This is a genomic window from Salmonella sp. 32120201201600049SM (genome assembly GCF_017572835.1).
Lineage (GTDB): Bacteria > Pseudomonadota > Gammaproteobacteria > Enterobacterales > Enterobacteriaceae > Salmonella > Salmonella enterica.
Genome location: NZ_JAGESA010000006.1, coordinates 36,540 through 59,027 on the forward strand (window position 1 = coordinate 36,540; position 22,488 = coordinate 59,027).

A 22,488-nucleotide genomic window follows, 5' to 3' on the forward strand; every position below is an offset into this window, starting at 1 on the left:
GGCGAACAGAAACCGGTTACAGTCCGCATTTTCGCGACCAAAAAGCGGAAAAGCTGTGCTACATCTCCGGGCATTCCACCTTGCCGAGAGCCTGCCAGTAGTTATGCTGATTGTTGCGCTCTATCGCGATCATCGCCTCCCGAATATGCTGCTGGTTCCCCTCGCTCGCCATGATTTTTTTCTCCCAGGCTTCATCGGTTAGCGCGCCTTTGGGCGTACACATTTTGCGCAAATCCTTTAAAATCGTATTTTTTTCATGCACCGACTGGAGTGAGCTAAACGGAGAGTCGGCATACGTGACGCCCGGTAGCGCGACAAGTGTGGCAATAAGCAGAAGCGTTTTTCGTTTCATAAACGGTATCCTTATCGGTTTGCACTTTTTCAAGAGTAAGTGTAGACCGTGCGACGTTCACTCATCGGGGCGTGCTATCCGTTGGCGTTGAAGTCAGGCAAAAGTGGGAAGGCGGTTTCTCGCTGCGCCTTCACTTTCTTGCGTGGCAGAATAGTGTATGTTCTGACTACTCTTTTATTTCGTAAGCGGTAGTGTAATGAGACGTATTGAGATCGTACTGGGAGAGCTGGAACGGCTGACGCGCGGGCTATGTCTTGCCGATTTGGCGCAGGAGACGGCGTTTACGGCGGAGGCGATAGGTTTCAATCTTGGGCTGGCGCGTAACTCCGTCAGCAAAGATCTCAATCAGTTATGGAATGACGGGCTGGCAATCAAAAGCCGTGGCCGCCCGGTCTATTTTCTGCATCGCCAGGCGCTGGAAACGTTGCTGGGACGACAGCTGGAAGAGTCTGAACGCGAGGTGCGGTCGGTGGCGGATGTGCTGCCGCATGAAGAGCATTACGCGCCCGACGATCCGTTTACCAGCCTGATTGGTTACGATCGCAGCCTGCGCGATGCGGTAGAAAAAGGCCGTGCGGCGGTGCTCTATCCGCACGGTTTACACGTTCTGCTTACCGGGCCGTCCGGCGTCGGTAAAACCTTTTTTGCGGAACTGATGCACCGTTTCGCCTGTGAACAGGCGAGCGGCGCTATCCCGCCGCTGGTCTACTTTAACTGCGCGGAATACGCCCATAACCCGGAACTGCTCTCCTCGCATCTGTTTGGTCATCGGCAGGGGGCGTTTACCGGCGCGAATGAACATAAAACAGGCCTCGTGGAGCAGGCGGACGGTGGTTATCTGCTGCTGGACGAGGTGCACCGTCTGTCTTATGAAGGGCAGGAAAAGCTGTTCTCTATTCTGGATAAAGGCGAGTACCGTCCGCTTGGCGTGAGCAGCCAGCCGCGATCAATTTCGGTACGCCTGATTTGCGCCACTACCGAGCCGGTCGGGTCGGCGCTGTTACGTACTTTCCAGCGGCGTATTCAGGTATGCATTGATTTGCCGGGCATTCGCCAGCGCTCCGTTGAAGAACAGATCGAACTGATCGTGGGGTTCTTACAGCGGGAAAGCCGCAAAATAGAACGCACGGTCAGCATTGATAAACCGTTGTTGCTCTGGTTGCTGAATAAACCCCTGGAAGGCAATATCGGTCAGCTAAAAAGCGATATTCAGTTTCTTTGCGCTCAGGCGTGGGCATCGGGAATGACCGAGCATAACGACACGCTACAGCTGGATAAGCGGCTGGCGGAGATGTCGGTTAACCCAACGCCGGAACAGCGTCTATTGGTGGATACTCTGTTTGACGGTAAAGCGCGGCTAAATATAGACGCGCGCACGCTGCCCGCATTGAAGACGTCGCTGGCGACCGGGGCGGAAATTGAAGAGAGCGACCTCTTTTACAGTTTCCTGACGCGCGAATATGTTAATTTGCGCAACAGTAACGTCCCCCCGGCGGAGACGCTGGCGATCCTGAAAAATAAACTCAGCTCGATTTTTGAATACGGTCTCTACAGCCGCGACAGCGTGGCGCATCCGCCGCGCTATGGCGACCAGATTGAAGAGCGCGTGACGCTGCTGATTGGCTGCGTAGAGCAGGTGTTGGGTTTTTCGCTGCCGGAAAATCTGGTTAACCCACTGCGTAAACACTTCCTGGCGCTGATAGGCTACGTGCAGCGCGGCCTGATCCCGCAGCTTTACTCTTCCAGTTTGATCCTGGATCGCTGCAAAGACGAATATGACAACGCCACGCTGCTGTGTCGGAAAATCAACGAACTGCTGCATATACAGTGTCCGGCGACGGAAGTGGTCTGGCTATGCCTGTTCCTGAAAGAGTGCCGCCATTATCGTCAGCGTATCGATGCCAGCCCCGACTGCGGGGTCATTTTGATCGCCCACGGCGCGACCACCGCCACCAGTCAGGCGCAATATGTCAACCGCGTGCTGGAGCGCGAGCTGTTCAGCGCCATCGACATGCCGTTTGAACAGTCGGTGCATGACACGCTGGAAACGCTGACCCAAATGATTCAAACCCGCCAATATCGGCGGCTTATCCTGTTGGTGGACATCGGTTCATTGATCCATTTCGGCAGTACGATCAGTAAGTTATTCCAGATAGATGTTTTGCTCATGCCGAACATCACGCTGACCAGTCTGCTGGAAGTCGGGCTGGATTTAAGCTATGAAACCAGCGACTTACCACAGTTGACGGCGCTCCTGCAGAGTAAAAATATCCCCTGCCAGCTTTGTACGCCGCAGCAGGAGAACGGCGGCAAAGTGCTGGTCATCTCCTGTATTACCGGCATGGGAACGGCGGAAAAAATCAAAAAGGTGCTGGAGGAGAGCTTTGGCGAACTGATGTCGCAGGACACCAGGATGGTGATCCTTGATTATAACGAGGTACGTAGTCTGGAGCGCGTTCAGCAGGCATTGAATGCCAGCGAGCGGCTGGCGGGGATTGTCGGCACTTTCCAGCCGGGGCTGCCAGATATTCCGTTTATTTCGCTGGAAGAGCTTTTCTCCGAACAAGGGCCGGAACTGGTGTTGAGCCTGTTAACGCCCGATCTGTCCAACGCTGAACGCCGTCTGGAGATGGAGCGCAGCGCGATGCGCTTTATCAGCGCGCTAACGATGGAGAGCATCATCAACCATATTTCTGTGCTTAACCCGCAGCGTATTCTGAAAGAGATGGAGGGCGTTTTTAACCATCTGACGTCTTCGCTTTCCCTGAAACCAAGCCGCCAGGTGACACTGCGCTTCCTGATCCACTGCTGCTGTATGGTAGAGCGTATTGTGATTAACCGAAAACCGTTACAGATGGCGCTGGAAAGTCAGCCGAATCTGGACGCGCGCGCGTTTAGTGTCATCAAATCCGCTTTTCTGCCGATCGAAGACGCCTACGCCATCCGTTTATCGGATGCGGAATATTTTTATATCTACGAACTGCTCTATAGCTAATCCTTTTACTGGCGGGGCTTCGCGCCTCGCCAGACCTTTCTTCTTCCTCGCGTGACACAAATTCTGGCACAACCTTTGCTCTTCTGATGATGCGTTATGCCGGATAGCGGCGTAAACGCCTTATCCGGCCTACCGGGAGTGTCCTGTAGGTCCGGTAAGCGCAGTGCCACCGGGCAATATATGCCGGTGTTCTCATGTAATTGCGCCAGGAGGCCATTATTTTGACTACCACACAACCGTTGCCCCACATCCTGCTGCTGACGCATGGCGGCTGGGGACAACCGCTTTGCAACAGCCTGCGTATGGTCACGGGCGAAATTAAAGGCGTGACGGAAATCGCGCTAATGCCTGTCGATACGCTGGGCGAGTTTTATCAACGCGTCGAGGCCGTGGTGAAAACGCTGCCGGAAGGCTCGCTGATCCTGACGGATTTTGTCGGCGGCACGACGTCCAACGTCGCGGCGCGGCTAAGCGCCGATTATCCGGTGGCGGTGATTGCCGGATTGAATGCGTCGCTACTGCTGGAAGCGCTGGACAGGCGCGAACAAGGGATGCTAACCGCCTGCGTGGATGAGTTAGTTGAGGCCGGGCGCAGTAGCTGCCTGGATGTGGTCGCCCATGTACGTCAGCTACAACAATCACTCTAAGGAAAACATCATGGCCAATATCGTTTTATGCCGCATCGACAGCCGTCTCATTCATGGGCAGGTTGTCACGAAGTGGGTCGGACAATCTCAGGCGAACCGGATAGCCGTTGTGAGTGATGAACTGGACGCCGATCCGTTTATGAAAAATATCTACCTGATGGCGGCGCCGCCAAATATCAAAGTGGATTGCTTCGGCAACCAGAGTTTTGCCGCTGCATGGAAAGAAAATCAGCTTGGCGACGGTAACGTGCTGGTGCTTTTTCCCTCACTGGCGGCGGTGCAGGACGCCATACAACTGGGCTTTGACGTCACCCGCATTCAGGTTGGCGGTCTCGGCGGCGGGCCAAACCGCAAAGCGGTTTTTCAGAATATTACGCTGGATGAAAAAGACGTCGGCATTCTTAACGACCTGAAAAACCGTGGCGTTCAGGTATTTTTCCAGACCATTCCGGAAGATAAGCCGCAGCCGCTCGACGATATCCTGAAAAAATTCTAACCCTTTAATAGACACAAAATCATTCTGGATGCATCGAGGCGGCAACTGAGTGAATCCCCTGGAGCTTACTAAAGTAAGTGACTGGGGTGAGCGAAGGCAGCCAACAAAGAGGCAGCCTGAAGGATGAAGTGTATAGGATAACACTATGGATACCTTACTCTTTGCAAGCCTGATGGGGTTGTATTACTGGTTTGCCCGTTTACGCCTCGGCTACACCTTCTCCGCGATGCTGTTACAACCGGTGGTGATCGCGGTATTTGTCGGGCTTTTGCTTGGCAATATGCAGACCGCGATGATCATCGGCGCAGGGATGCAGCTCGTTTATTTGGGCGTGACCTCAACGCCGGGCGGCAACGTGCCGTCGGACCCGGCGCTGGCGGCCTGTATCTCCATTCCTATCGCGGTGAAGGCCGGTATGGACCCAAACCTGGCGATCGCGCTGGCAATCCCGTTTGGCGTGATTGGCGTGTTTCTCGATCAGCTGAGGCGCACGCTGAACGCCGCCTGGGTGCATATGGCGGATAAACACGCGGAAACGGCAAACATGGCGGGCATCATGCGTTGCGCCTTTCTTTACCCGGCATTGCTGGGGCTGGTGCTGCGCTTCCCGGTGGTCTTTGCCGCTAACTACTTTGGCCAGGATGTGGTGGAAAGTTTCCTTAAACTGATGCCGCACTGGTTAACCCACTCCTTTGAAATCATGGGCGGCATTCTGCCGGCGCTGGGCTTTGCCATCACCATTATGGTGATCGGTAAAAAGAGCCTGTTGCCGTGGTTTATCGGCGGGTTCTTCGCGGTGTTATACCTCAAGGTCGACATCATGGCGATGGCCATCTTCGGCACCTGTGTCGCCTTCCTGATTAAAGGCCTGGCGAAAAATGAAGGAGCAGCATGATGAGCAGTGACGTAATGCAACATGAACTGGTTGAGCGCGCGCGGGAAAGCGGGGCGCTGACCAAAGCAGATATCACCAAAGCCTGGTTTATCTACTGGCTGGGCGCCGAGGTTTCCAGCTCCTATGAGCGCTTACAAAGCCTGATTTTCTGCGCCTCGATGACGCCGATCATCAAAAAACTTTACCCACAAAAAGAGGAGCAGGTAGAAGCGCTAAAACGCCACCTTAACTTCTTTAACTCCGAGCAGACCTTCGGCGCGGTGATTCAGGGCATCTCTATTGCCATGGAAGAACAAAAAACGCGCGGCGAGCCGATTAACGACTCGTCTATCACCGGCATTAAAACGGGCCTGATGGGGCCGCTTGCCGGGATGGGCGACTCGATTATCTGGGCGGCGGTGATGCCGCTGTTGATAGCGATCTTTATTCCGTTCGCGGCAAATGGCAGCGCGATGGGCGGTATTATCCCGCTGATTCTCTACCCGGCGATCACCCTGGCGATCAGCTACGGTATGGTCCACAAGGGATATACGCTGGGGCGTGATTCGATTATCGGCCTGCTGCAAGGGGGGCGAATCAAAGAACTGATCTACGGGGCCAACGTGCTGGGTTTGATCATGATGGGCGCGCTTTCCGCCAGCTACGTCAAAATCACCACGCCGTTAAAAATTAGCGCCTTGAAAGGATCTGAAGTGGTGGTTCAGCAGATCCTCGACTCTATCGCGCCGGGCTTACTGCCACTGGCGGCGGTATTCGCCATCTACTTCTATCTGGTAAAAAAAGGGCCGCGCTACACCACCATTTTGCTGTCGATTGTCGCACTGAGCATAATCTGTTCGTTGTTGGGAGTGCTGTAAATCATGACGCCGAATATCTATCAACAACTGGGGTTGAAAAAGGTCATTAACGCCTGCGGCAAAATGACCATTCTGGGCGTCTCAAGCGTCGCGCCGGAGGTCATGCAGGCCACCGCGCGCGCGGCTTCAGCTTTCGTCGAGATTGACGCGCTGGTGGAAAAAACCGGCGAACTGGTATCGCGCTATACGGGGGCTGAAGATAGCTATATCACCTCGTGCGCCTCGGCGGGTATTGCCATTGCCGTCGCTGCCGCCATCACCCGCGGCGATCGGACGCGCGTCGCCCTGATGCCGGACAGCGCCGGGATGGCCAATGAAGTGGTGATGCTGCGCGGGCATAACGTCGATTACGGCGCGCCCATCACCAGCGCGATTCGCCTGGGGGGCGGGCGTGTGGTGGAAGTCGGGTCAAGTAACCTCTCCGCCCGCTGGCAATTGGAGAGTGCGATTACCGGGAACACTGCCGCCTTGTTGTACGTGAAATCACACCATTGCGTACAGAAAGGCATGTTGAGCATTGACGATTTTGTACAGGTGGCGCAGGCCAACCACCTGCCGTTGATTGTCGATGCCGCGGCGGAAGAGGATTTGCGCGGCTGGGTGGCGAGCGGCGCGGATATGGTTATCTATAGCGGCGCGAAAGCCTTTAATGCGCCAACCTCCGGCTTTATTACTGGCAAGAAAACGTGGATTGCCGCCTGCAAAGCGCAGCACCAGGGGATTGCCAGAGCAATGAAAATCGGCAAGGAAAACATGGTTGGGCTGGTGTATGCGCTGGAGAATTACCACCAGGGCCAGACGACCGTGACCGCAGCACAGTTACAGCCGGTCGCGGAAGCGATTTCCGCCATCCATGGGCTTTATGCCGATATCGAACAGGATGAGGCCGGGCGTGCAATCTGGCGTATTCGTGTGCGGGTGAACGCATCTGAATTGGGGCTGAACGCGCAGGACGTCGAAGCGCAGTTGCGCGGCGGCGAGATAGCGATTTACGCCCGCAAATATCAGCTTCATCAGGGGGTTTTTAGCCTCGATCCACGCACGGTAGCCGAAGGGGAAATGGCATTGATTGTGGCGCGACTCAGGGAGATTGCAGAACATGCAGCAGATTAATTTTTATCGTCAGCGGGTAGCGATTAACGTACTGGCAAAGGATATCGCCAACGCGAAGGCTATCTATGAAGCCGCCGAAGGCCATGCGGTCATTGGCGTACTTTCCGCGCAGTTCGCTACGGTAGAAGAGGGCGTGCCGGAGGTGAAACGCTGGATGGCGGAGGTGCCGTCTATCTCAGTGGGTCTGGGCGCAGGCGACCCGGCGCAGTACTACAAAGCGGCGATGATTGCCGCCCATACTCACCCGGCCCATGTCAACCAGACCTTTACCGGCAGCGGCTTCGCGGCGGGCGCGCTGGCGGCGACGGGCGGCGAGCAAACGCATATCAACGCCCTGGTCAGCCCGACGGGAACGCCTGGCGAGGTGGTGATTTCTACCGGCGTCAGCAGCAGCCAGGGAACGCCAGCCCGCGTTTCCTGTGAAGCGGCGGTACGCATGATGCAGGATATGGGCGCACATGCGGCGAAGTTTTTCCCGATGGGCGGCGAAAAGTCGTTACCGGAACTCTATGCGCTGGCGACAACCGCCGCCCGCCATGGCATGACGCTCATCGAGCCGACCGGCGGTATCTCACTGGATAATTTCGGTATTATCCTGCAAACCTGCCTGGAAGCAGGCGTGCCGCGCGTCATGCCGCATGTTTACAGCTCGATTATCGATCCGCAAACCGGCAATACGCGCCCCGAAGACGTCATTCGGTTGATGGAGATAGTCAAAGCGCTGGTGTGAGATTTATCGCCGAAGAGCGCTACGTTTACCTGGCCTACAGATGACGTGTATTTGTAGGCCCGGTTAGCGTTACGCTATTGGGCGATAATGCGTAGCAGGCTGGGCAAAAATGTACGTATTGCAGCCGTCAGTGATTCCCTTTCGAGCCTCCTCGCAGGGGTAAATTTTCCTGAATGCTGTCTGTATTTTTGGCGAGTACAGTGGCGTCATCTTATTCCTCAGGTGACGGATCGCCATGAAAAAAAGCCCCACGTCCACGCCTCATGATGCGGTATTCAAAACGTTTTTACGCCATCCGGATACCGCGCGGGATTTTCTCAATATTCATCTTCCCCATTCGCTAAGAATACGTTGCGATCTGACGACGTTGAAACTGGCGCCGGACAGTTTTATCGAGAAAAATTTACGCGCGTTTTATTCCGATGTCCTTTGGTCACTAAAAACGTGTGAAGGCGACGGTTATATCTATGTCGTTATAGGGCATCAGAGTACGCCGGACGCGCATATGGCGTTCCGGTTAATGCGTTACGCGACTGCCGCGATGCAGCGCCATCTGGATGCTGGCCATAAAACGTTACCGCTGGTGATTCCCATGCTGTTTTACCATGGCGCGAAAAGCCCGTATCCCTTTTCGCTGTGCTGGCTGGATGAGTTTGACGATCCTGCGCTGGCGCGTCAGCTTTATGCGACGGCATTTCCACTGGTAGACATTACGGTGGTGCCGGATAACGAGATTATGCAGCATCGACGTATCGCGATGCTGGAGCTGGTACAAAAGCATATACGTCAACGCGACCTGATGGGATTGGTCGAGCGCTTAGCGGTACTTCTGATTACGGGAAACGCTAATGACAGTCAGCTAAAAGCGCTGTTTAATTATTTGCTAATACAGCATGGCAGCACGCCTCGTTTTGGCAAGTTTATCCGCGAGGTGGCGCGTCGTGTTCCCCAACACAAGGAGAGATTAATGACGATCGTAGACAGAATACGTGAATCGGGGCGCAGAAAAGGTAAGCGTGAAGGCGTGCAACAAGGCATACAGCAAGGTATACATCAAGGTAAGCAGGAGGAAGCCTTGCGTATTGCGCATACGATGCTGGAACAGGGGATCGAGCGAGAGATTGTGCTGATGATTACCGGGCTTTCTGACGAAGAGATTAAGGCAAAGCGCCATTAAACTTTTCCCTCTTCCGCCCGGTCATCGTGATTATCAACAGCGTTAAGCGGCCCGCGCGCGTCGACGGGAATCGAGGGAGATCAGAATCACTGACGAGAGAATGAGCAGCGTGCCCAGCCAGTCCGGCAAGGTAAAACTAATCCCCAACAGCAGTAGCGACAGCAGGGCGCTGCTTAACGGTTCCGCGCAGCTTAAAATGCTGGCTTTGGGGCCACCAATCAGTTGCGCGCCTTTCAAATACAGGCTGAACGTCAGCGACGTACCGATCACCACCAGGTAGAAAAAGGCCAGAATCAGGCTGCCGCTCACCGCAAAGTGCGTTCCTTCTTTAGCGTAGAAGGGCAGCAGAATAAGGCCGCCAAAGGACATACTCCAGCCGACCACTGGCAGCGTGCCGTATTGGGCGATTAGCCTGGAAGGCCAGGTCGTATAAAAGGCGGCGGCAAATGCGGAGGCGATACCCCAGAACAGCGCGCCTGAAGAGATCGACAGCGATGTTGGATTGCCGTGAGTCACCAGTAAAAAGGTGCCGATAAGCGATGTAAGAATGGCGGTTAAGACCAGAATGCCTGGTCGTGTTCTTCGCGCTAATGCAAACCACGCGACAATAATGGTCGGCGATAAAAATTGCAGCACTGTCGCGGTGGCGGCATTGGATTTTTCAATCGTAAGCAGGAAGGTTAGCTGAACGGTGAGCGCGCCCACCACGGAGAAAATCAGCAGACTCAGAGCATCTTTGCGGTTTTTAAGAATCGAAAATATCTTATCGCCGTGCATAAAGGAGAAGGTCACCAGTATCAGCCCGGCGAATAACAAACGTATCATCGTCAGGAACTGTGACGACATACGGCTTTGCTCCATGATGTACTGCGCGCAAACGCCTGAACTCCCCCACAATACGGCGGCAATCAGGACGTTGAGCATCCCTTTTCTGGTGGAACCCATTTTTTCCTCGTCATGTTGTTTTATTTTTTTACGTGCAGGCATCATAACAGAGCTATCGCCAGCATTAAGCAGGAATTTATTGTTTAATGATTTCAGACGAGCCTGTTATTGACATAATATTGTCATTTTTTTGTCATAGGAAAATATCAAAAAAACTTAAACAAATCGTCACTATCCCCGCCTTTGCACTTTACAGAACATATTGACTGACTATAATAAGCGCAAATTCATGCAGGAGTAATATGTTGGACAGTCACTTTTACGTAAATCATCTGGCAAGTTAACGCACGCTATTCCTGCGCTGCTTGCCGAACCGGTGGGCAGCAATCTCCCCTTGTGACGATTGTCATCCCAATAATGTTACAACACGCGCATTGTCGCGAGGTAATCGTCATGTTCATGTTTAAACACGCTTTATTTCCTCCGCCGTTAACACGACGCTAATTGCCTCAGGGCAGAAATTTGTCGTGTGCTAAATATAGCACGTACTTATTCTTCCAGAAAAAATGGAGGAACGTATGTTAATGTTTCCTTATATTTTGAATTTACTGGCCGCTATGCTGTTGGGCGCACTGATTGGCGCGGAAAGACAATGGCGTCAACGTATGGCGGGATTACGCACTAATGCGCTGGTGGCGACAGGCGCCGCCGTTTTTATTCTGAGCTCCATGACGACATCGCCAGACAGCCCCGGGAGAATTGCGGCGCAGATTGTCTCTGGTATTGGCTTTCTGGGGGCGGGCGTCATCATGCGCGAAGGGATGAATGTGCGCGGACTGAACACTGCGGCAACGCTATGGTGTTCGGCGGGCATCGGCGTGTTATGCGGCTTAGGGCAGTTCAAAAATGCGCTGGCGGCGACGATCATTATTCTTTGTGCCAATATTTTATTGCGTGAAGCGGCGCAGCGTATAAATCAACTCCCGGTATCCGCCGAGGGAGAAAAACGTTATATCCTGAAAGTAACCTGTAATAAAGAAGATGAGAGCGCGGTTCGTCAGTGGTTACTGAATATCGTAAAAGAGGCCGCGATCTGTTTACAAGGGTTAGGTTCGGTCCCCGCTCAGGAACAGGGCTATAAAGAAATTCGTGCCGAGCTCGTGGGTCATGCTGATTATCGTAAAACGCGAGAACTGATTATATCCAGAATAGGTGATAACGATAATATCACCGCAATTCACTGGAGCATTGATAGTCAATAATAGTTTTTTATTCAATTGCAACATTACGCCAGACGTATAAGGAGGGAATGATGGATATTCCCGAGTCGATAAAATAAAACCCACTCAAAATAGTGAGTAAGCAATAACCTTTTTTATGCATAGATAATTCTCCCGGGGCATTCACCTTCAAATCGTGAGTTCGCTATTCCCTGGGCGTGATATGCAGGAAACACTACACCTTAATTTTGGGGATTCATCATGACTGACATGAACATTGAAAACCGGAAACTCAATCGCCCGGCGTCAGAAAATGATAAGCAGCATAAAAAAGTATTTCCGATCGAAGCGGAAGCTTTTCATAGCCCGGAGGAGACACTGGCGCGGCTGAACAGCCATCGTCAGGGCCTCACGATAGAAGAGGCCAGCGAACGGTTGAAAGTGTATGGGCGCAATGAAGTGGCGCATGAGCAAGTTCCTCCGGCGCTGATTCAGCTTCTGCAGGCATTCAATAACCCGTTTATTTACGTTCTGATGGCATTGGCAGGGGTCAGTTTCATCACGGATTACTGGCTCCCGTTACGCCGTGGCGAAGAGACCGATCTCACTGGCGTGCTGATTATTCTGACGATGGTCAGTTTGAGCGGGTTATTGCGTTTCTGGCAGGAGTTTCGCACTAACAGAGCAGCACAGGCGCTGAAAAAGATGGTTCGCACCACCGCCACGGTGTTGCGTCGTGGGCCGGGCAATATAGGCGCGGTGCAGGAAGAGATTCCCATTGAAGAACTGGTGCCGGGCGATGTGGTTTTTCTGGCCGCAGGCGATCTGGTGCCCGCCGACGTTCGACTGCTGGCGTCGCGCGATCTCTTTATCAGTCAGTCAATTCTTAGTGGTGAATCATTACCCGTAGAAAAATACGATGTTATGGCTGATGTGGCAGGTAAAGACAGCGAGCAATTGCCTGATAAAGATAAAAGCCTGCTAGATTTGGGCAATATCTGTCTGATGGGAACCAATGTAACCAGCGGCAGAGCGCAAGCGGTCGTGGTCGCGACGGGAAGCCGTACCTGGTTCGGCTCGCTGGCGAAATCCATTGTGGGTACGCGTACCCAGACGGCTTTCGATCGCGGAGTCAACAGCGTGAGCTGGCTGTTGATACGCTTTATGCTGATCATGGTGCCGGTTGTCCTGCTGATCAATGGTTTCAGTAAGGGAGACTGGGTAGAGGCTTCGCTGTTCGCGCTGGCAGTTGCGGTGGGGTTGACGCCGGAAATGTTGCCCATGATTGTCAGTTCCAACCTGGCAAAAGGCGCGATTGCGATGTCGCGGCGCAAAGTGATCGTCAAACGCCTGAACGCTATTCAAAACTTCGGCGCGATGGATGTGCTGTGTACAGATAAAACCGGCACCTTAACCCAGGACAATATTTTTCTGGAGCATCATCTGGATGTGAGCGGTGTAAAAAGCGGCCGGGTATTGATGCTGGCCTGGCTGAATAGTAGCAGCCAGAGCGGCGCCCGGAATGTGATGGATCGCGCCATACTGCGTTTTGGCGAGGGTCGAATCGCACCATCGACAAAAGCGCGCTTCATTAAACGCGATGAACTGCCATTCGACTTTGTACGTCGCCGGGTATCGGTCCTGGTGGAGGATGCGCAGCATGGAGACAGATGCCTGATCTGCAAAGGCGCCGTTGAAGAGATGATGATGGTAGCCACCCATCTTCGCGAAGGCGATCGTGTGGTGGCGCTGACGGAAACACGCCGCGAGCTGCTGCTGGCGAAAACCGAAGATTACAATGCTCAGGGATTCCGGGTATTGCTGATAGCGACACGTAAGCTGGATGGTTCCGGGAACAATCCGACATTAAGTGTGGAGGATGAGACCGAACTTACCATCGAAGGGATGCTCACTTTTCTCGATCCGCCGAAAGAGAGCGCCGGAAAAGCGATTGCCGCGTTGCGGGATAACGGCGTGGCGGTCAAAGTCCTCACCGGCGATAATCCGGTCGTGACGGCGCGTATCTGTCTGGAAGTGGGTATTGATACGCACGATATCCTGACCGGAACCCAGGTTGAGGCGATGTCGGATGCCGAACTGGCGTCTGAAGTGGAGAAACGCGCAGTATTCGCCCGGCTGACGCCGTTACAAAAAACGCGTATTTTGCAAGCGCTACAGAAAAATGGTCATACCGTTGGTTTTCTTGGAGATGGGATCAACGACGCGCCCGCGCTTCGTGATGCGGATGTGGGAATTTCCGTCGATAGCGCCGCCGATATTGCTAAAGAGTCATCAGATATTATTCTGCTGGAAAAAGATCTCATGGTGCTTGAGGAAGGCGTTATCAAAGGGCGGGAAACCTTTGGCAATATCATTAAATATCTGAATATGACCGCCAGCTCTAATTTCGGCAATGTTTTTTCGGTACTGGTAGCCAGCGCGTTTATTCCGTTTCTGCCGATGCTGGCGATTCATCTGTTGATCCAGAATTTGATGTACGATATTTCGCAGTTGTCGTTGCCGTGGGACAAAATGGATAAAGAGTTCCTGCGTAAGCCGCGGAAATGGGACGCGAAAAATATTGGTCGTTTTATGCTATGGATTGGCCCAACGTCTTCTATTTTCGATATCACAACCTTTGCGCTGATGTGGTACGTTTTTGCGGCTAATAACGTAGAGGCGCAGGCGCTCTTTCAGTCCGGCTGGTTTATTGAGGGGCTGCTCTCGCAGACACTGGTCGTGCATATGCTAAGGACGCAGAAAATACCGTTTATCCAAAGTCGGGCGACGTTGCCGGTATTATTGACGACCGGCTTGATTATGGCGATAGGCATTTATATTCCATTCTCACCTCTGGGCGCGATGGTTGGACTGGAGCCGCTGCCGCTGAGCTACTTCCCGTGGTTGGTGGCGACACTATTGAGCTACTGTCTGGTGGCGCAAGGCATGAAACGCTTTTATATCAAACGCTTTGGCCAGTGGTTTTAATAATGTTTGAGGATCGCCCAGATGAATCGCTCACCCGATAAAATCATCGCGCTGATATTTTTACTGATTAGCCTGTTGGTGTTGTGTTTAGCCCTCTGGCAAATCGTTTTCTAACGAGGTGACGCCATGCAAAAAAGAGGGTTGGACAAAATTTTTTATCAGGTTGTCCTGATAGCAATCATCCTGATTTTACTGACTATCTGGATACGATAAGCTGCCGTTGGCGAGCCCCGCTTAAAATAAGAATCGATGTAGTTGTTCTTTTTATGGCGGGGCGCTATTTTCATGGTATCCCACATCAGAAGGGCAATATCATGAATAATCGTCGTGGTTTAACCGCCGTCCTGGCGACGTTGATTACGTTTTCCCTGAGCGCTACGCCTGTGCTGGCGAATCCGGGAAATGGCAATGGCGGCGGACATGGTAATAACGCGGCTAATCAGGGTAATAACGGTAACGGACATAAAGGAAATGCCGGGCAAAAAACGGAACACCGTAAAAATGGCGGCAAACCGGATCACGTCGAGTCGGACATTAGCTACGCTGTCGCCAGGCAACTGGCAGTGAATTTAGGGCTGACGGGTTATCAGTCTTTACCTCCGGGGATTGCGAAAAATCTGGCGAGAGGAAAACCGCTGCCGCCGGGAATCGCTAAAAAAACGGTGCCGGCGTCTATGCTGGGACAATTACCTTATTATCCGGGCTATGAGTGGAAAATCGTTGGGGATAATCTGGTGCTGATCGCGCTCAGTACCGCGGTGGTCACGGCGATTATTAATGGCGTATTTGATTAAGAGCCTATCCCACCAGGCGTTATTGGCGCAGCCAGTTTGGACACGGACAGCGCGCAAAAACCGGAGCGTACACGTAGTACGTGAGGATTTTCTGCCCAGGACCAAAATGGCAAGTAAAATAGCCCCATTAAATGGGGCTATTTAGCCGCTTCAGGGCGTTATTTATGCGCGTTGAGAATCCAGCAGTTCATTATTTTTTACTACTTCCTGCGCTTTGGTATAACTTTCAATCAGTAGCTGATAGGCCGGGAATATTTTGGTATATACATCCGCCCATTCTGCGGCATCTTCCCTATTCCAGGTACGTTGCAGCTCAGAGGCTACCGCCGCGGTATCCATTGGTACTACGCCCGCCTGCACCACGCGGGCCATCGTAATTTCCTGCGCCATTTTACTGTACGTGCCGGAGGCATCAATTACCGCAAATACCTTGTACCCTTCCGCGACGGCGCTGATGGCTGGGAAAGCCATGCAGACACTGGTAATAGTACCGGCGATGATCAGCGTTTTACGGCCTGTCGCTTTTACCGCTTGTACAAAATCGGCATTATCCCAGGCATTAATTTCCCCTTTACGCGCGACATATTGCGCGTGGGGTGCATTCGCATGGATTTCCGGAATCAGCGGACCATTTGGTCCCTGTGGTACGGATGCGGTAGTAATGACCGGCATATTGCATAAGGTAGCGATTTTAGCCAGCGCCGCGGCGCGCGCGCGTAATTCCGGCATCGGCATGTCGCCGACGGTCTGAAACAGGCCACTTTGGTGGTCAATCAGCAGCATTACTGCGTCGTTAGCATCAATGGCAGGGCGTTGACCGTTAAAATTCGCGGGTGTAGACATAATTCATTCCTTGTTGTTGCCTTTCACTGATAGTCACTATCAGTGTTAAAGTCATTAATCGCCGGGGCGATTTCCGTTTTTAAGCTGATGACAGTAATCTGTTGCCGATCCTGGATTACCTTATTGAGTTCTTTCTGAAGAAATATTCATCGGCATCACCTTCAGTCGATTTACTTTCACGCGAATCTGTTATCACAACAATATTCATATTATGAATAAATGTTTCTATTTTACATGGCAGAGAGGATTATTTATTGAAAAAACAGACTATATCCCTACAAATTGTTTCTGATAGATAGTTTTAAACTTATTTAGTATAAGTTTGAAATAACTCAATTAAGAGTTAACTCATTTATATTTAAATAATATAAAGCACAGCTTAAATATTAAGTGGGAAGCGTGCTGCTATTAAGTATGGCTACTGTAACTCTTAATAAATTGGAAACTATCCCTACATAACGAATGCGCTTTTTTGGATATTACAAGCCATTATAGAGAACACGTTCAATAAAACCCTGTCCTTCATATGATATAGATTGTCAGGATATATTTTCTCATGATTTATCTATGAGATATTAAAGCGTAGTGGCACAGTAAATTTGGCCACTTGATTAAAGGTGATATTCTCACCTCAATACAAAACAGGAGACTTAACGAACAAGAAAACCAAACGTACTTTCACCCCTGAGTCTGCTATAATGAGAAAAGCGGTGTCTACGCTTACCTGTTAATGTCTTATGCCTCTCGCTCTTCTATATGATCGGTATGTGCAGGGGACAATCCATGTCCTGCTACGCAGCCACAGCATCAGACTATACTCAGTGGTGTCTATTAACCCTCTCCAACTACGTTATGTTTTGGCATGGTAACAATGCGATGTTATGGATAATTAACGATAATATTGAATTTAATCCAGAAATGAATCGCCTGGCGTCATTATCGAGGCCAGATCTCAACATTATTCTGACAACGCCCGCCAGCCGCTGCTTGCGCCTTCTGCTGGAAAACGCCCCCTCCGTCGTCTCACAACAAACATTCTTTCAAAAAGTGTGGGAAGAAGACGGCATGGTGGTGTCGGCAAATACGCTTTATCAGAATATCTCCATTATTCGCCGCGGATTACGTACCGTTGGCGAAAATGAAGATACGCTGATAATCACGGTTCCGCGTAGAGGCTTTCAGATTGAGCCTGGCGTGAGCCTCATGACCATCCGCAAAGACTTCGCTCAGACAATAGAAAAAAAGGGTGAGACGCCACCGCGTATGTCAGGGCGTTGGTTTAAACATTATGTACCTGTACTTTGGATGACCGGGACATTTGCTGTCGGTATTTTGCTTGGCACTATAAGCTGGCAAACCGTTCCTGATAAGGATTTTTACGATCGCTACACGCTGGTTGAAACAACTCAGGGCTGTCATTTTTTCTCGCGGAATGAAGATATCGAAAGCGGTAGCCGCTTTGCAAGCTATAAGTCAATGATTCTAAAAACCGGTATGGATTGTCAGAAATACCCATGGGTCTATTTCCCTTCCAGCAGTCGCACCCCAGCGGTTACGGCATTGATTTGTCAGCAACCTTATAAAACGCGCGGTGATACAGGCTGCGTGACGCTTTTTTTCCGCGGGGTGACACATGGGTAAAAAGGCACTGATGTTAGCCTGCCTGACGCTACTGTTTCTGGGAGTAGGGCTTGGGCATCTTTTTCATTTGTATACGGAAAAGAACCGGGATCCAGAGAAATGTACGGCGCCTGTGATTGTGTTTTATAACAATACTCAGGCTAACCTGACGCTGGACTTTATGTATTCGCTGAAAAAACGCACTGGGGTGGTTTCCATCAGCGGAACATATTACGTCGATAATAAAATGAGCGGCGTGATCCGCCGTGATGTTTCCTATGTATGGAGTGAAAATAAAGACAGCACCCATTTTATATCGACGGATATCAACAAAGTCACGCGTGACGAAACACTGTCCGATGCGGTTATCGAGACGGTTTTACCCGATTTTTATGTCTATCCAGGGAAAAGTATCAGTTACACCATCCTGACTCAGGGCCATCGTGGCTTTATGTTCACCATCGGGAAACGCCCGATATTTTTCTGTACACATTAAGCTGTTTTGGGAGCCGTTCATGGAACGTATCAGCCAAATGAAAGCGTTTCCGGGTAAAAGCCGCTGAAGATCAGCGGCTCTGTTGTTACCTGAATCAGAAACTGTATTTCATCCCCAGCATTCCTTGGGTATCACTATAACCTGTGTCACCCACCTGTTGCGCCACGTTACCCCATACGTTCAGGCGCGGGGTAACTTGTCCTTCAATACCCACTTTCAGTTCTCCAATATTCTTCGTACCACGCATATCGCTGCTGACATCGTCCATCTTCACGCTGGCAGGCTGCGTATTATGGATCCAGTTCGCTTCCACGAATGGCTGGAACTCTCGAGATTTATCGTTATCAATAGCATTGTGGCCGTTAATATAGGCTTTTACGCCCATGCGGGTTAGCAGATTACCGGCGGTATCATCCTTGACGAGGGTACCATTGGCTTCGCGATTGTCGTCAGCCTGCACGCCCATCCATACCACCTGCGCTTTGGGCTGCAACCAGTAGCTTTGATGCGCGCTTTCACCTAACCTGAAGCTGTAACCGGCTTCAACCGAGGCGGTAATTCCTTTGGATTTATATTTCTCAGCGGCCTGATCCTGACCCATGACCTTGTTATCAAACCAGTTGTACAGCATCCAGGTATCCACATAAGCCCCAGACCGATCGATATTGTTAGCATACCAGGTGCCGTAAAGGCCGACGCTGTAACCGGTGACTTGACCACGGGAATGATAGTCACTCACGGACGACTGCGTGCGGTTCTGGCTGTTGGCATAACCTGCCATTGCACCAATATGCCAACGGTCAAGACCGTCAGTGCTCCACTGTGCCAGATCGCCTCCCAGTTGTAACACATAGCTGTTGATGCGGGTTTTTAGCTGCCCGCTGCCATCGTTGAAGCGAGTATGGGCTCCGACGTTACGCATCCACAGGCTGGTGACCTTCTTCTCACCCGTCAGCATGTCGGTGTACTGGGTTTCACCCAGACGGTCATGGAGACGCGTCATGAACAGCGTATTTGCCGCATAGTTGTTGGCAAGGTAGCTACCCATTTCCGGACGGAACTGATGTTCTGTTATCGGCGGTGTGTCAGATTGCCCTATGTCAGGAATTGTCGGATCAGGGATGACCGGGTCTACTGGCTCAGGGTCTACTGGATCAGGGGCCACCGGATCGGGAATAACAGGGTCAGGGATAACCGGGTCTACTGGATCAGGGTCCACCGGATCGGGAACGACAGGGTCAGGGATAACAGGGTCTACTGGATCAGGAATAATCGGTTCGTCCGGCTCAATGTAGCTGGTCAGATACCAGTTTTTACCTTTCTGCACCACGTTGTAGTCATAGGCTCCGGCAACAATACGGCTTGCTTTTTCGAAAGTACCGTTGGAATTGCCAGCAACGTTAACAATTTCAATACCTTCAATGGTTTGCGCCCCGGCTCCTCCAATATTATTTACTGCAACAAATGTGTTGCCTGAAGTATTGCCGAGAACCTGCAGCCTGTCCGTTTCGGAATCATCATCGTTGAGCACAGTATTAAAGACCAGCTTACCGCCGTTGCCTACATAATCTTCATTGATGGTGAGCGTTTGCCATGGTTCGCCATCTTCATGGCTGAAGTTAATGGTTGCGCCACTATTCAGCGTCAGGTCAGTGAGCGTTGAGCTGCTGGTCATATTCCAGGTCGCATCGCTCATTTGTACAGAGATAACGCCTGTGCCCGCCGTAGCGCTGGTGATGTATGATGCCCCGTCCCACCGCGAGTTGTCCGTCATATTGAGCTTAATCGTACTGTTCTGCTGCGGTAGCGTACCGCTGGCAGCGGTGGCGCCAGCAGCACGAATATCACCGTCGATGACGAAACGTCCTCCTGAAGAACCGTCAACAATGCCGCCAGTCTCCGTGCTGATGGCGTAACTTTCGCTACTGTTATCGCCCGCCATAGTAATAGCCGCACCGCCTGCCAGATTAATGGCGCCTCGGGAGAGGACATATAAACCGGCAGGAGCCTTACTATAGGATGCAGCCTTACTGGCGCTGTTAACGCTAATAGTGGCATTCTCTCCCAAATTAACGGTAGCGTTAGTTGCATATACCGCGTGTGCGCTGGCACCGTTCACCGTAATAGTAGCGTTGTTGCCAAGCTCGGTTCTGGAGGAGGATGCTGCGTAAATCCCCGTTGAGGATGCGCCGGAGGTTTCGATGGTTGCATCGTCACCCAGACGAATCAAAGAACCGCTTTGTCCGGTACGCAGCCCCTCCGAACTGTCGCCGGTAGTAACAATATGTGCACGATTGCCGACGACAATCGTATTTTTGGCACGTGACGCATCCCGCATGGCGTTAGCTGTAATTCCACGTCCCTGGCTACCTGTTGTTTTGATATACAGATCGTCGCCGACGTAAATATTGGCCGATCCGGTCCAACCCTGGCCCAGTGAGTTATATCCGGCGTTAATACCGTCACCATCCTGACCATCCACGTAGATGTTGGTACGGTCACCGGTAATAATAAATACCGGGTTATCCGGAGTATTTGCGCCGTGAGTACGGATGCCATCGACGTCTCTACCATTATTCGCGGCATTCGCCGACTGCGTCCGAATGGTCAGGTCGTTGCCAAAAATCACGCCCGGACTTCCCGTCCCGCTGTTTTGAATAACCGTGACAGTGTGTTCAAACGCCTCCGCACCCGGCCCATTAAGCGTGAGGCCATTGCCATAAACCGGGATGGTGCCGGTGTTCCACTGATAAACGTAGTTGGGCATAGTACCGACTTTGGTGAAACCGGTACTGGCCTGAGCGGGAATAATAGCCTGTAATTCCGGCGGCAACTGGCTGACCAGCCCACTGGATGGCAGACTATCAACGTCAACCCAGGCCGCCTGGGAGGGAAATACCATAGAGGCTAACGCTGCTGATACCGCTATGGCGATGAATGAGTAATTTTGGGGAGTTGGCATTCTGCCTCCTGCATTATGGCGTAAAGCGTCTTCCACATCGCAATAATATGGAAATAATAAAAATGGAAACGGATCTATAAAATATTTGATATTATTTTGTGAATGCTATGCCCTAGCTTATTTTCAAGCCGCAGCTTATGCACATAAAGTTTCTTAATATCAATATTGTCAATATTTACAATCTGCTGAATACTTATTCCTGATACAAAGCGCTTCAGTAATATAAATTCCGTATAGTTAAGCGTTCGTCCACGTTTACTGTTGGCGAGCCGACCGGTAAACAAGCGGTGCATCTTTTGCTGTTGCACAATATCATCGTCATCGGAATAAATAATTCCTTGTATTTTATTGCTTTTCAAAATCCAGTAATTGGCCAGCGGAGTTAAACTTCTGTCAGAAATCAGGACAATATGCATGCCACTGTCTGCCAGACTGTCAGCCCATTGCAAATCGGTAAATCGTCGAAGATTCGGGAAAGAAAAATCAACAAAGATAAAACCGCTGGATAAATGATTGTGTCTATCAAGCAATAACTTTTCAATAAACCCTTTTTTCAGGAAAGCATTACCATCTGGCCAGATGGAAAATGCCGCATTATGACAGTATTGCACCCGTACTGCGCTGTCAGGAAATAATTGACAGGATAAATCGCAACTAATGCAATGGACAATTTGTGAAGGCTTTCTCATCATCCTGAACGACTCCTGTCGATGTTTCTATTAATATTTCATTGGTAAATAAATGTGTCAATCCAGATAATATAAAGTACTACGACTGTCAAAAGTCGCGAAATATTGTCAGTGTCATAAACTCCTGGAAAGCACTAAAATACAGCTTTAAAAAACCATGACAGATCCGACAGTCGTAATACATCATTTCGGATTTGTATTTCACGCATTGAGATTTTTATACAGTATCTCCAATATCATAAAAAATCTTAAAACAGCACTATTTGCTAAATCATGAGAGTGATAAATAACGGTTCTCAATACCATCTGTCTGCTGCCTTTGTCACTATCGGGGTGATGTGATGAAATATAAAAGTAATTCCTGTAAACCTGTAATGAATTCTTATTATTAAAAGCTAATTTAAGATTTTTTCTTTTATTGTATTGTTATTCAATGACTTAATGGTGACATTTGTGCTCTCATCAACTTCTTATATACAAATTTAAGACTATTTTATAGAGACGCATGTAAACTTTAAGAGGGTGTAATGCTAATGCCATGAGAAAATTTTGTAACTTAACGCCGGGAGTCATACCTTGCCAATAAGTTGATCTGACTTAATTCTGATCGTGACAGTCTGAGCAACCGACAGACTTATCGGTCGAAGCAACTTCAGCTTCTGGCTACTTTTTTCAATTGCTCATTTGATGAAAACTCTTTCCCGGAGCACATTAGTGAGAAACAGGATG

Annotated in this window: 20 protein-coding genes; 15 read left to right on the forward strand and 5 right to left on the reverse strand. The window is 50.9% G+C overall.

Annotated features, from left to right (window positions below):
- Positions 1-58: 58 nt before the first annotated feature.
- Positions 59-352: a YicS family protein gene (locus J4650_RS14120; protein WP_023138298.1), complete on the reverse strand. Its 294-nt coding sequence runs from the start codon at positions 350-352 to the stop codon at positions 59-61.
- Positions 353-548: 196 nt separating this feature from the next.
- Here J4650_RS14120 and dagR point away from each other — a divergent pair, with 196 nt between their 5' ends.
- From dagR to J4650_RS14160, 8 genes are all read left to right on the forward strand, one after another.
- Positions 549-3,347 (forward strand): transcriptional regulator DagR, encoded by a 2,799-nt coding sequence (gene dagR, locus J4650_RS14125; protein ID WP_001252672.1) that lies wholly within the window; start codon positions 549-551, stop codon positions 3,345-3,347.
- Between the two features lie 221 nt (positions 3,348-3,568).
- A complete protein-coding gene (locus J4650_RS14130) occupies positions 3,569-3,994 on the forward strand; it encodes a PTS sugar transporter subunit IIA (protein ID WP_000214106.1) in 426 nt (141 codons plus the stop codon).
- 10 nt (positions 3,995-4,004) lie between these two features.
- Positions 4,005-4,490, forward strand: coding sequence for a PTS system mannose/fructose/N-acetylgalactosamine-transporter subunit IIB (locus tag J4650_RS14135; protein ID WP_001284295.1), 486 nt, complete (start codon positions 4,005-4,007; stop codon positions 4,488-4,490).
- Between the two features lie 145 nt (positions 4,491-4,635).
- Positions 4,636-5,385 (forward strand): PTS sugar transporter subunit IIC, encoded by a 750-nt coding sequence (locus J4650_RS14140; RefSeq protein ID WP_000380259.1) that lies wholly within the window; start codon positions 4,636-4,638, stop codon positions 5,383-5,385.
- Positions 5,382-6,242: a PTS system mannose/fructose/sorbose family transporter subunit IID gene (locus tag J4650_RS14145; protein ID WP_001519740.1), complete on the forward strand. Its 861-nt coding sequence runs from the start codon at positions 5,382-5,384 to the stop codon at positions 6,240-6,242. Before J4650_RS14140 ends, J4650_RS14145 begins: the two co-directional genes overlap by 4 nt.
- A gap of 3 nt (positions 6,243-6,245) precedes the next feature.
- A complete protein-coding gene (dgaE, locus tag J4650_RS14150; protein ID WP_020838466.1) occupies positions 6,246-7,355 on the forward strand; it encodes a D-glucosaminate-6-phosphate ammonia lyase in 1,110 nt (369 codons plus the stop codon).
- Positions 7,342-8,085: a 2-dehydro-3-deoxy-phosphogluconate aldolase gene (locus J4650_RS14155; protein ID WP_001186147.1), complete on the forward strand. Its 744-nt coding sequence runs from the start codon at positions 7,342-7,344 to the stop codon at positions 8,083-8,085. The genes dgaE and J4650_RS14155 overlap by 14 nt, the downstream gene beginning before the upstream one ends.
- A 235-nt stretch (positions 8,086-8,320) precedes the next feature.
- Positions 8,321-9,262: an Rpn family recombination-promoting nuclease/putative transposase gene (locus tag J4650_RS14160; protein ID WP_023993459.1), complete on the forward strand. Its 942-nt coding sequence runs from the start codon at positions 8,321-8,323 to the stop codon at positions 9,260-9,262.
- A gap of 42 nt (positions 9,263-9,304) precedes the next feature.
- Here the strand turns inward: J4650_RS14160 and J4650_RS14165 are convergent, their stop codons facing one another.
- Positions 9,305-10,207 carry an EamA family transporter gene (locus J4650_RS14165; RefSeq protein ID WP_000535970.1) on the reverse strand — a complete coding sequence of 301 codons (903 nt, stop codon included), beginning with the start codon at positions 10,205-10,207 and terminating at the stop codon, positions 9,305-9,307.
- 506 nt (positions 10,208-10,713) lie between these two features.
- Between J4650_RS14165 and J4650_RS14170 the strand changes: the two genes are divergently transcribed.
- The 5 genes from J4650_RS14170 to cigR all read left to right on the forward strand — a co-directional run bounded on the left by J4650_RS14170 (position 10,714) and on the right by cigR (position 15,149).
- A complete protein-coding gene (locus tag J4650_RS14170; RefSeq protein ID WP_000392699.1) occupies positions 10,714-11,409 on the forward strand; it encodes an MgtC family protein in 696 nt (231 codons plus the stop codon).
- A gap of 219 nt (positions 11,410-11,628) precedes the next feature.
- Positions 11,629-14,355 carry a magnesium-translocating P-type ATPase gene (mgtA, locus tag J4650_RS14175; RefSeq protein ID WP_000131285.1) on the forward strand — a complete coding sequence of 909 codons (2,727 nt, stop codon included), beginning with the start codon at positions 11,629-11,631 and terminating at the stop codon, positions 14,353-14,355.
- Positions 14,356-14,376: 21 nt separating this feature from the next.
- Positions 14,377-14,469: a protein MgtR gene (gene mgtR / locus J4650_RS14180; RefSeq protein ID WP_001082117.1), complete on the forward strand. Its 93-nt coding sequence runs from the start codon at positions 14,377-14,379 to the stop codon at positions 14,467-14,469.
- Positions 14,470-14,481: 12 nt separating this feature from the next.
- On the forward strand, positions 14,482-14,568 hold the full coding sequence (mgtU, locus tag J4650_RS22950) for a magnesium transporter protection protein MgtU (RefSeq protein WP_252515021.1): 87 nt from the start codon (positions 14,482-14,484) through the stop codon (positions 14,566-14,568).
- 101 nt (positions 14,569-14,669) lie between these two features.
- The gene (gene cigR / locus J4650_RS14185; protein ID WP_001065324.1) at positions 14,670-15,149 is read left to right on the forward strand and encodes an anti-virulence regulatory inner membrane protein CigR; all 480 of its coding nucleotides are present in this window, start codon (positions 14,670-14,672) and stop codon (positions 15,147-15,149) included.
- 162 nt (positions 15,150-15,311) lie between these two features.
- Here cigR and J4650_RS14190 read toward each other — a convergent pair whose 3' ends face one another.
- A complete protein-coding gene (locus tag J4650_RS14190) occupies positions 15,312-15,992 on the reverse strand; it encodes an isochorismatase family protein (protein WP_000106461.1) in 681 nt (226 codons plus the stop codon).
- Positions 15,993-16,775: 783 nt separating this feature from the next.
- On the opposite strand from J4650_RS14190, the gene J4650_RS14200 reads away from it, so the two are divergent.
- Together J4650_RS14200 and J4650_RS14205 are read left to right on the forward strand one after the other, a co-directional pair.
- Positions 16,776-17,633, forward strand: a complete 858-nt coding sequence (locus tag J4650_RS14200) for a transcriptional regulator (protein ID WP_001278065.1) — start codon at positions 16,776-16,778, stop codon at positions 17,631-17,633.
- 10 nt (positions 17,634-17,643) lie between these two features.
- Complete coding sequence (locus J4650_RS14205; RefSeq protein ID WP_001521985.1) at positions 17,644-18,108, forward strand: hypothetical protein; 465 nt, start codon at positions 17,644-17,646, stop codon at positions 18,106-18,108.
- Positions 18,109-18,202: 94 nt separating this feature from the next.
- On the opposite strand, the gene misL is transcribed toward J4650_RS14205, so the two are convergent.
- Entirely contained in the window at positions 18,203-21,070 is a 2,868-nt protein-coding gene (gene misL, locus J4650_RS14210) for an intestinal colonization autotransporter adhesin MisL (protein WP_023993460.1), read from the reverse strand.
- A 74-nt stretch (positions 21,071-21,144) separates the two neighbouring features.
- Complete coding sequence (locus tag J4650_RS14215) at positions 21,145-21,762, reverse strand: helix-turn-helix transcriptional regulator (RefSeq protein ID WP_000984806.1); 618 nt, start codon at positions 21,760-21,762, stop codon at positions 21,145-21,147.
- Positions 21,763-22,488: the final 726 nt, after the last annotated feature.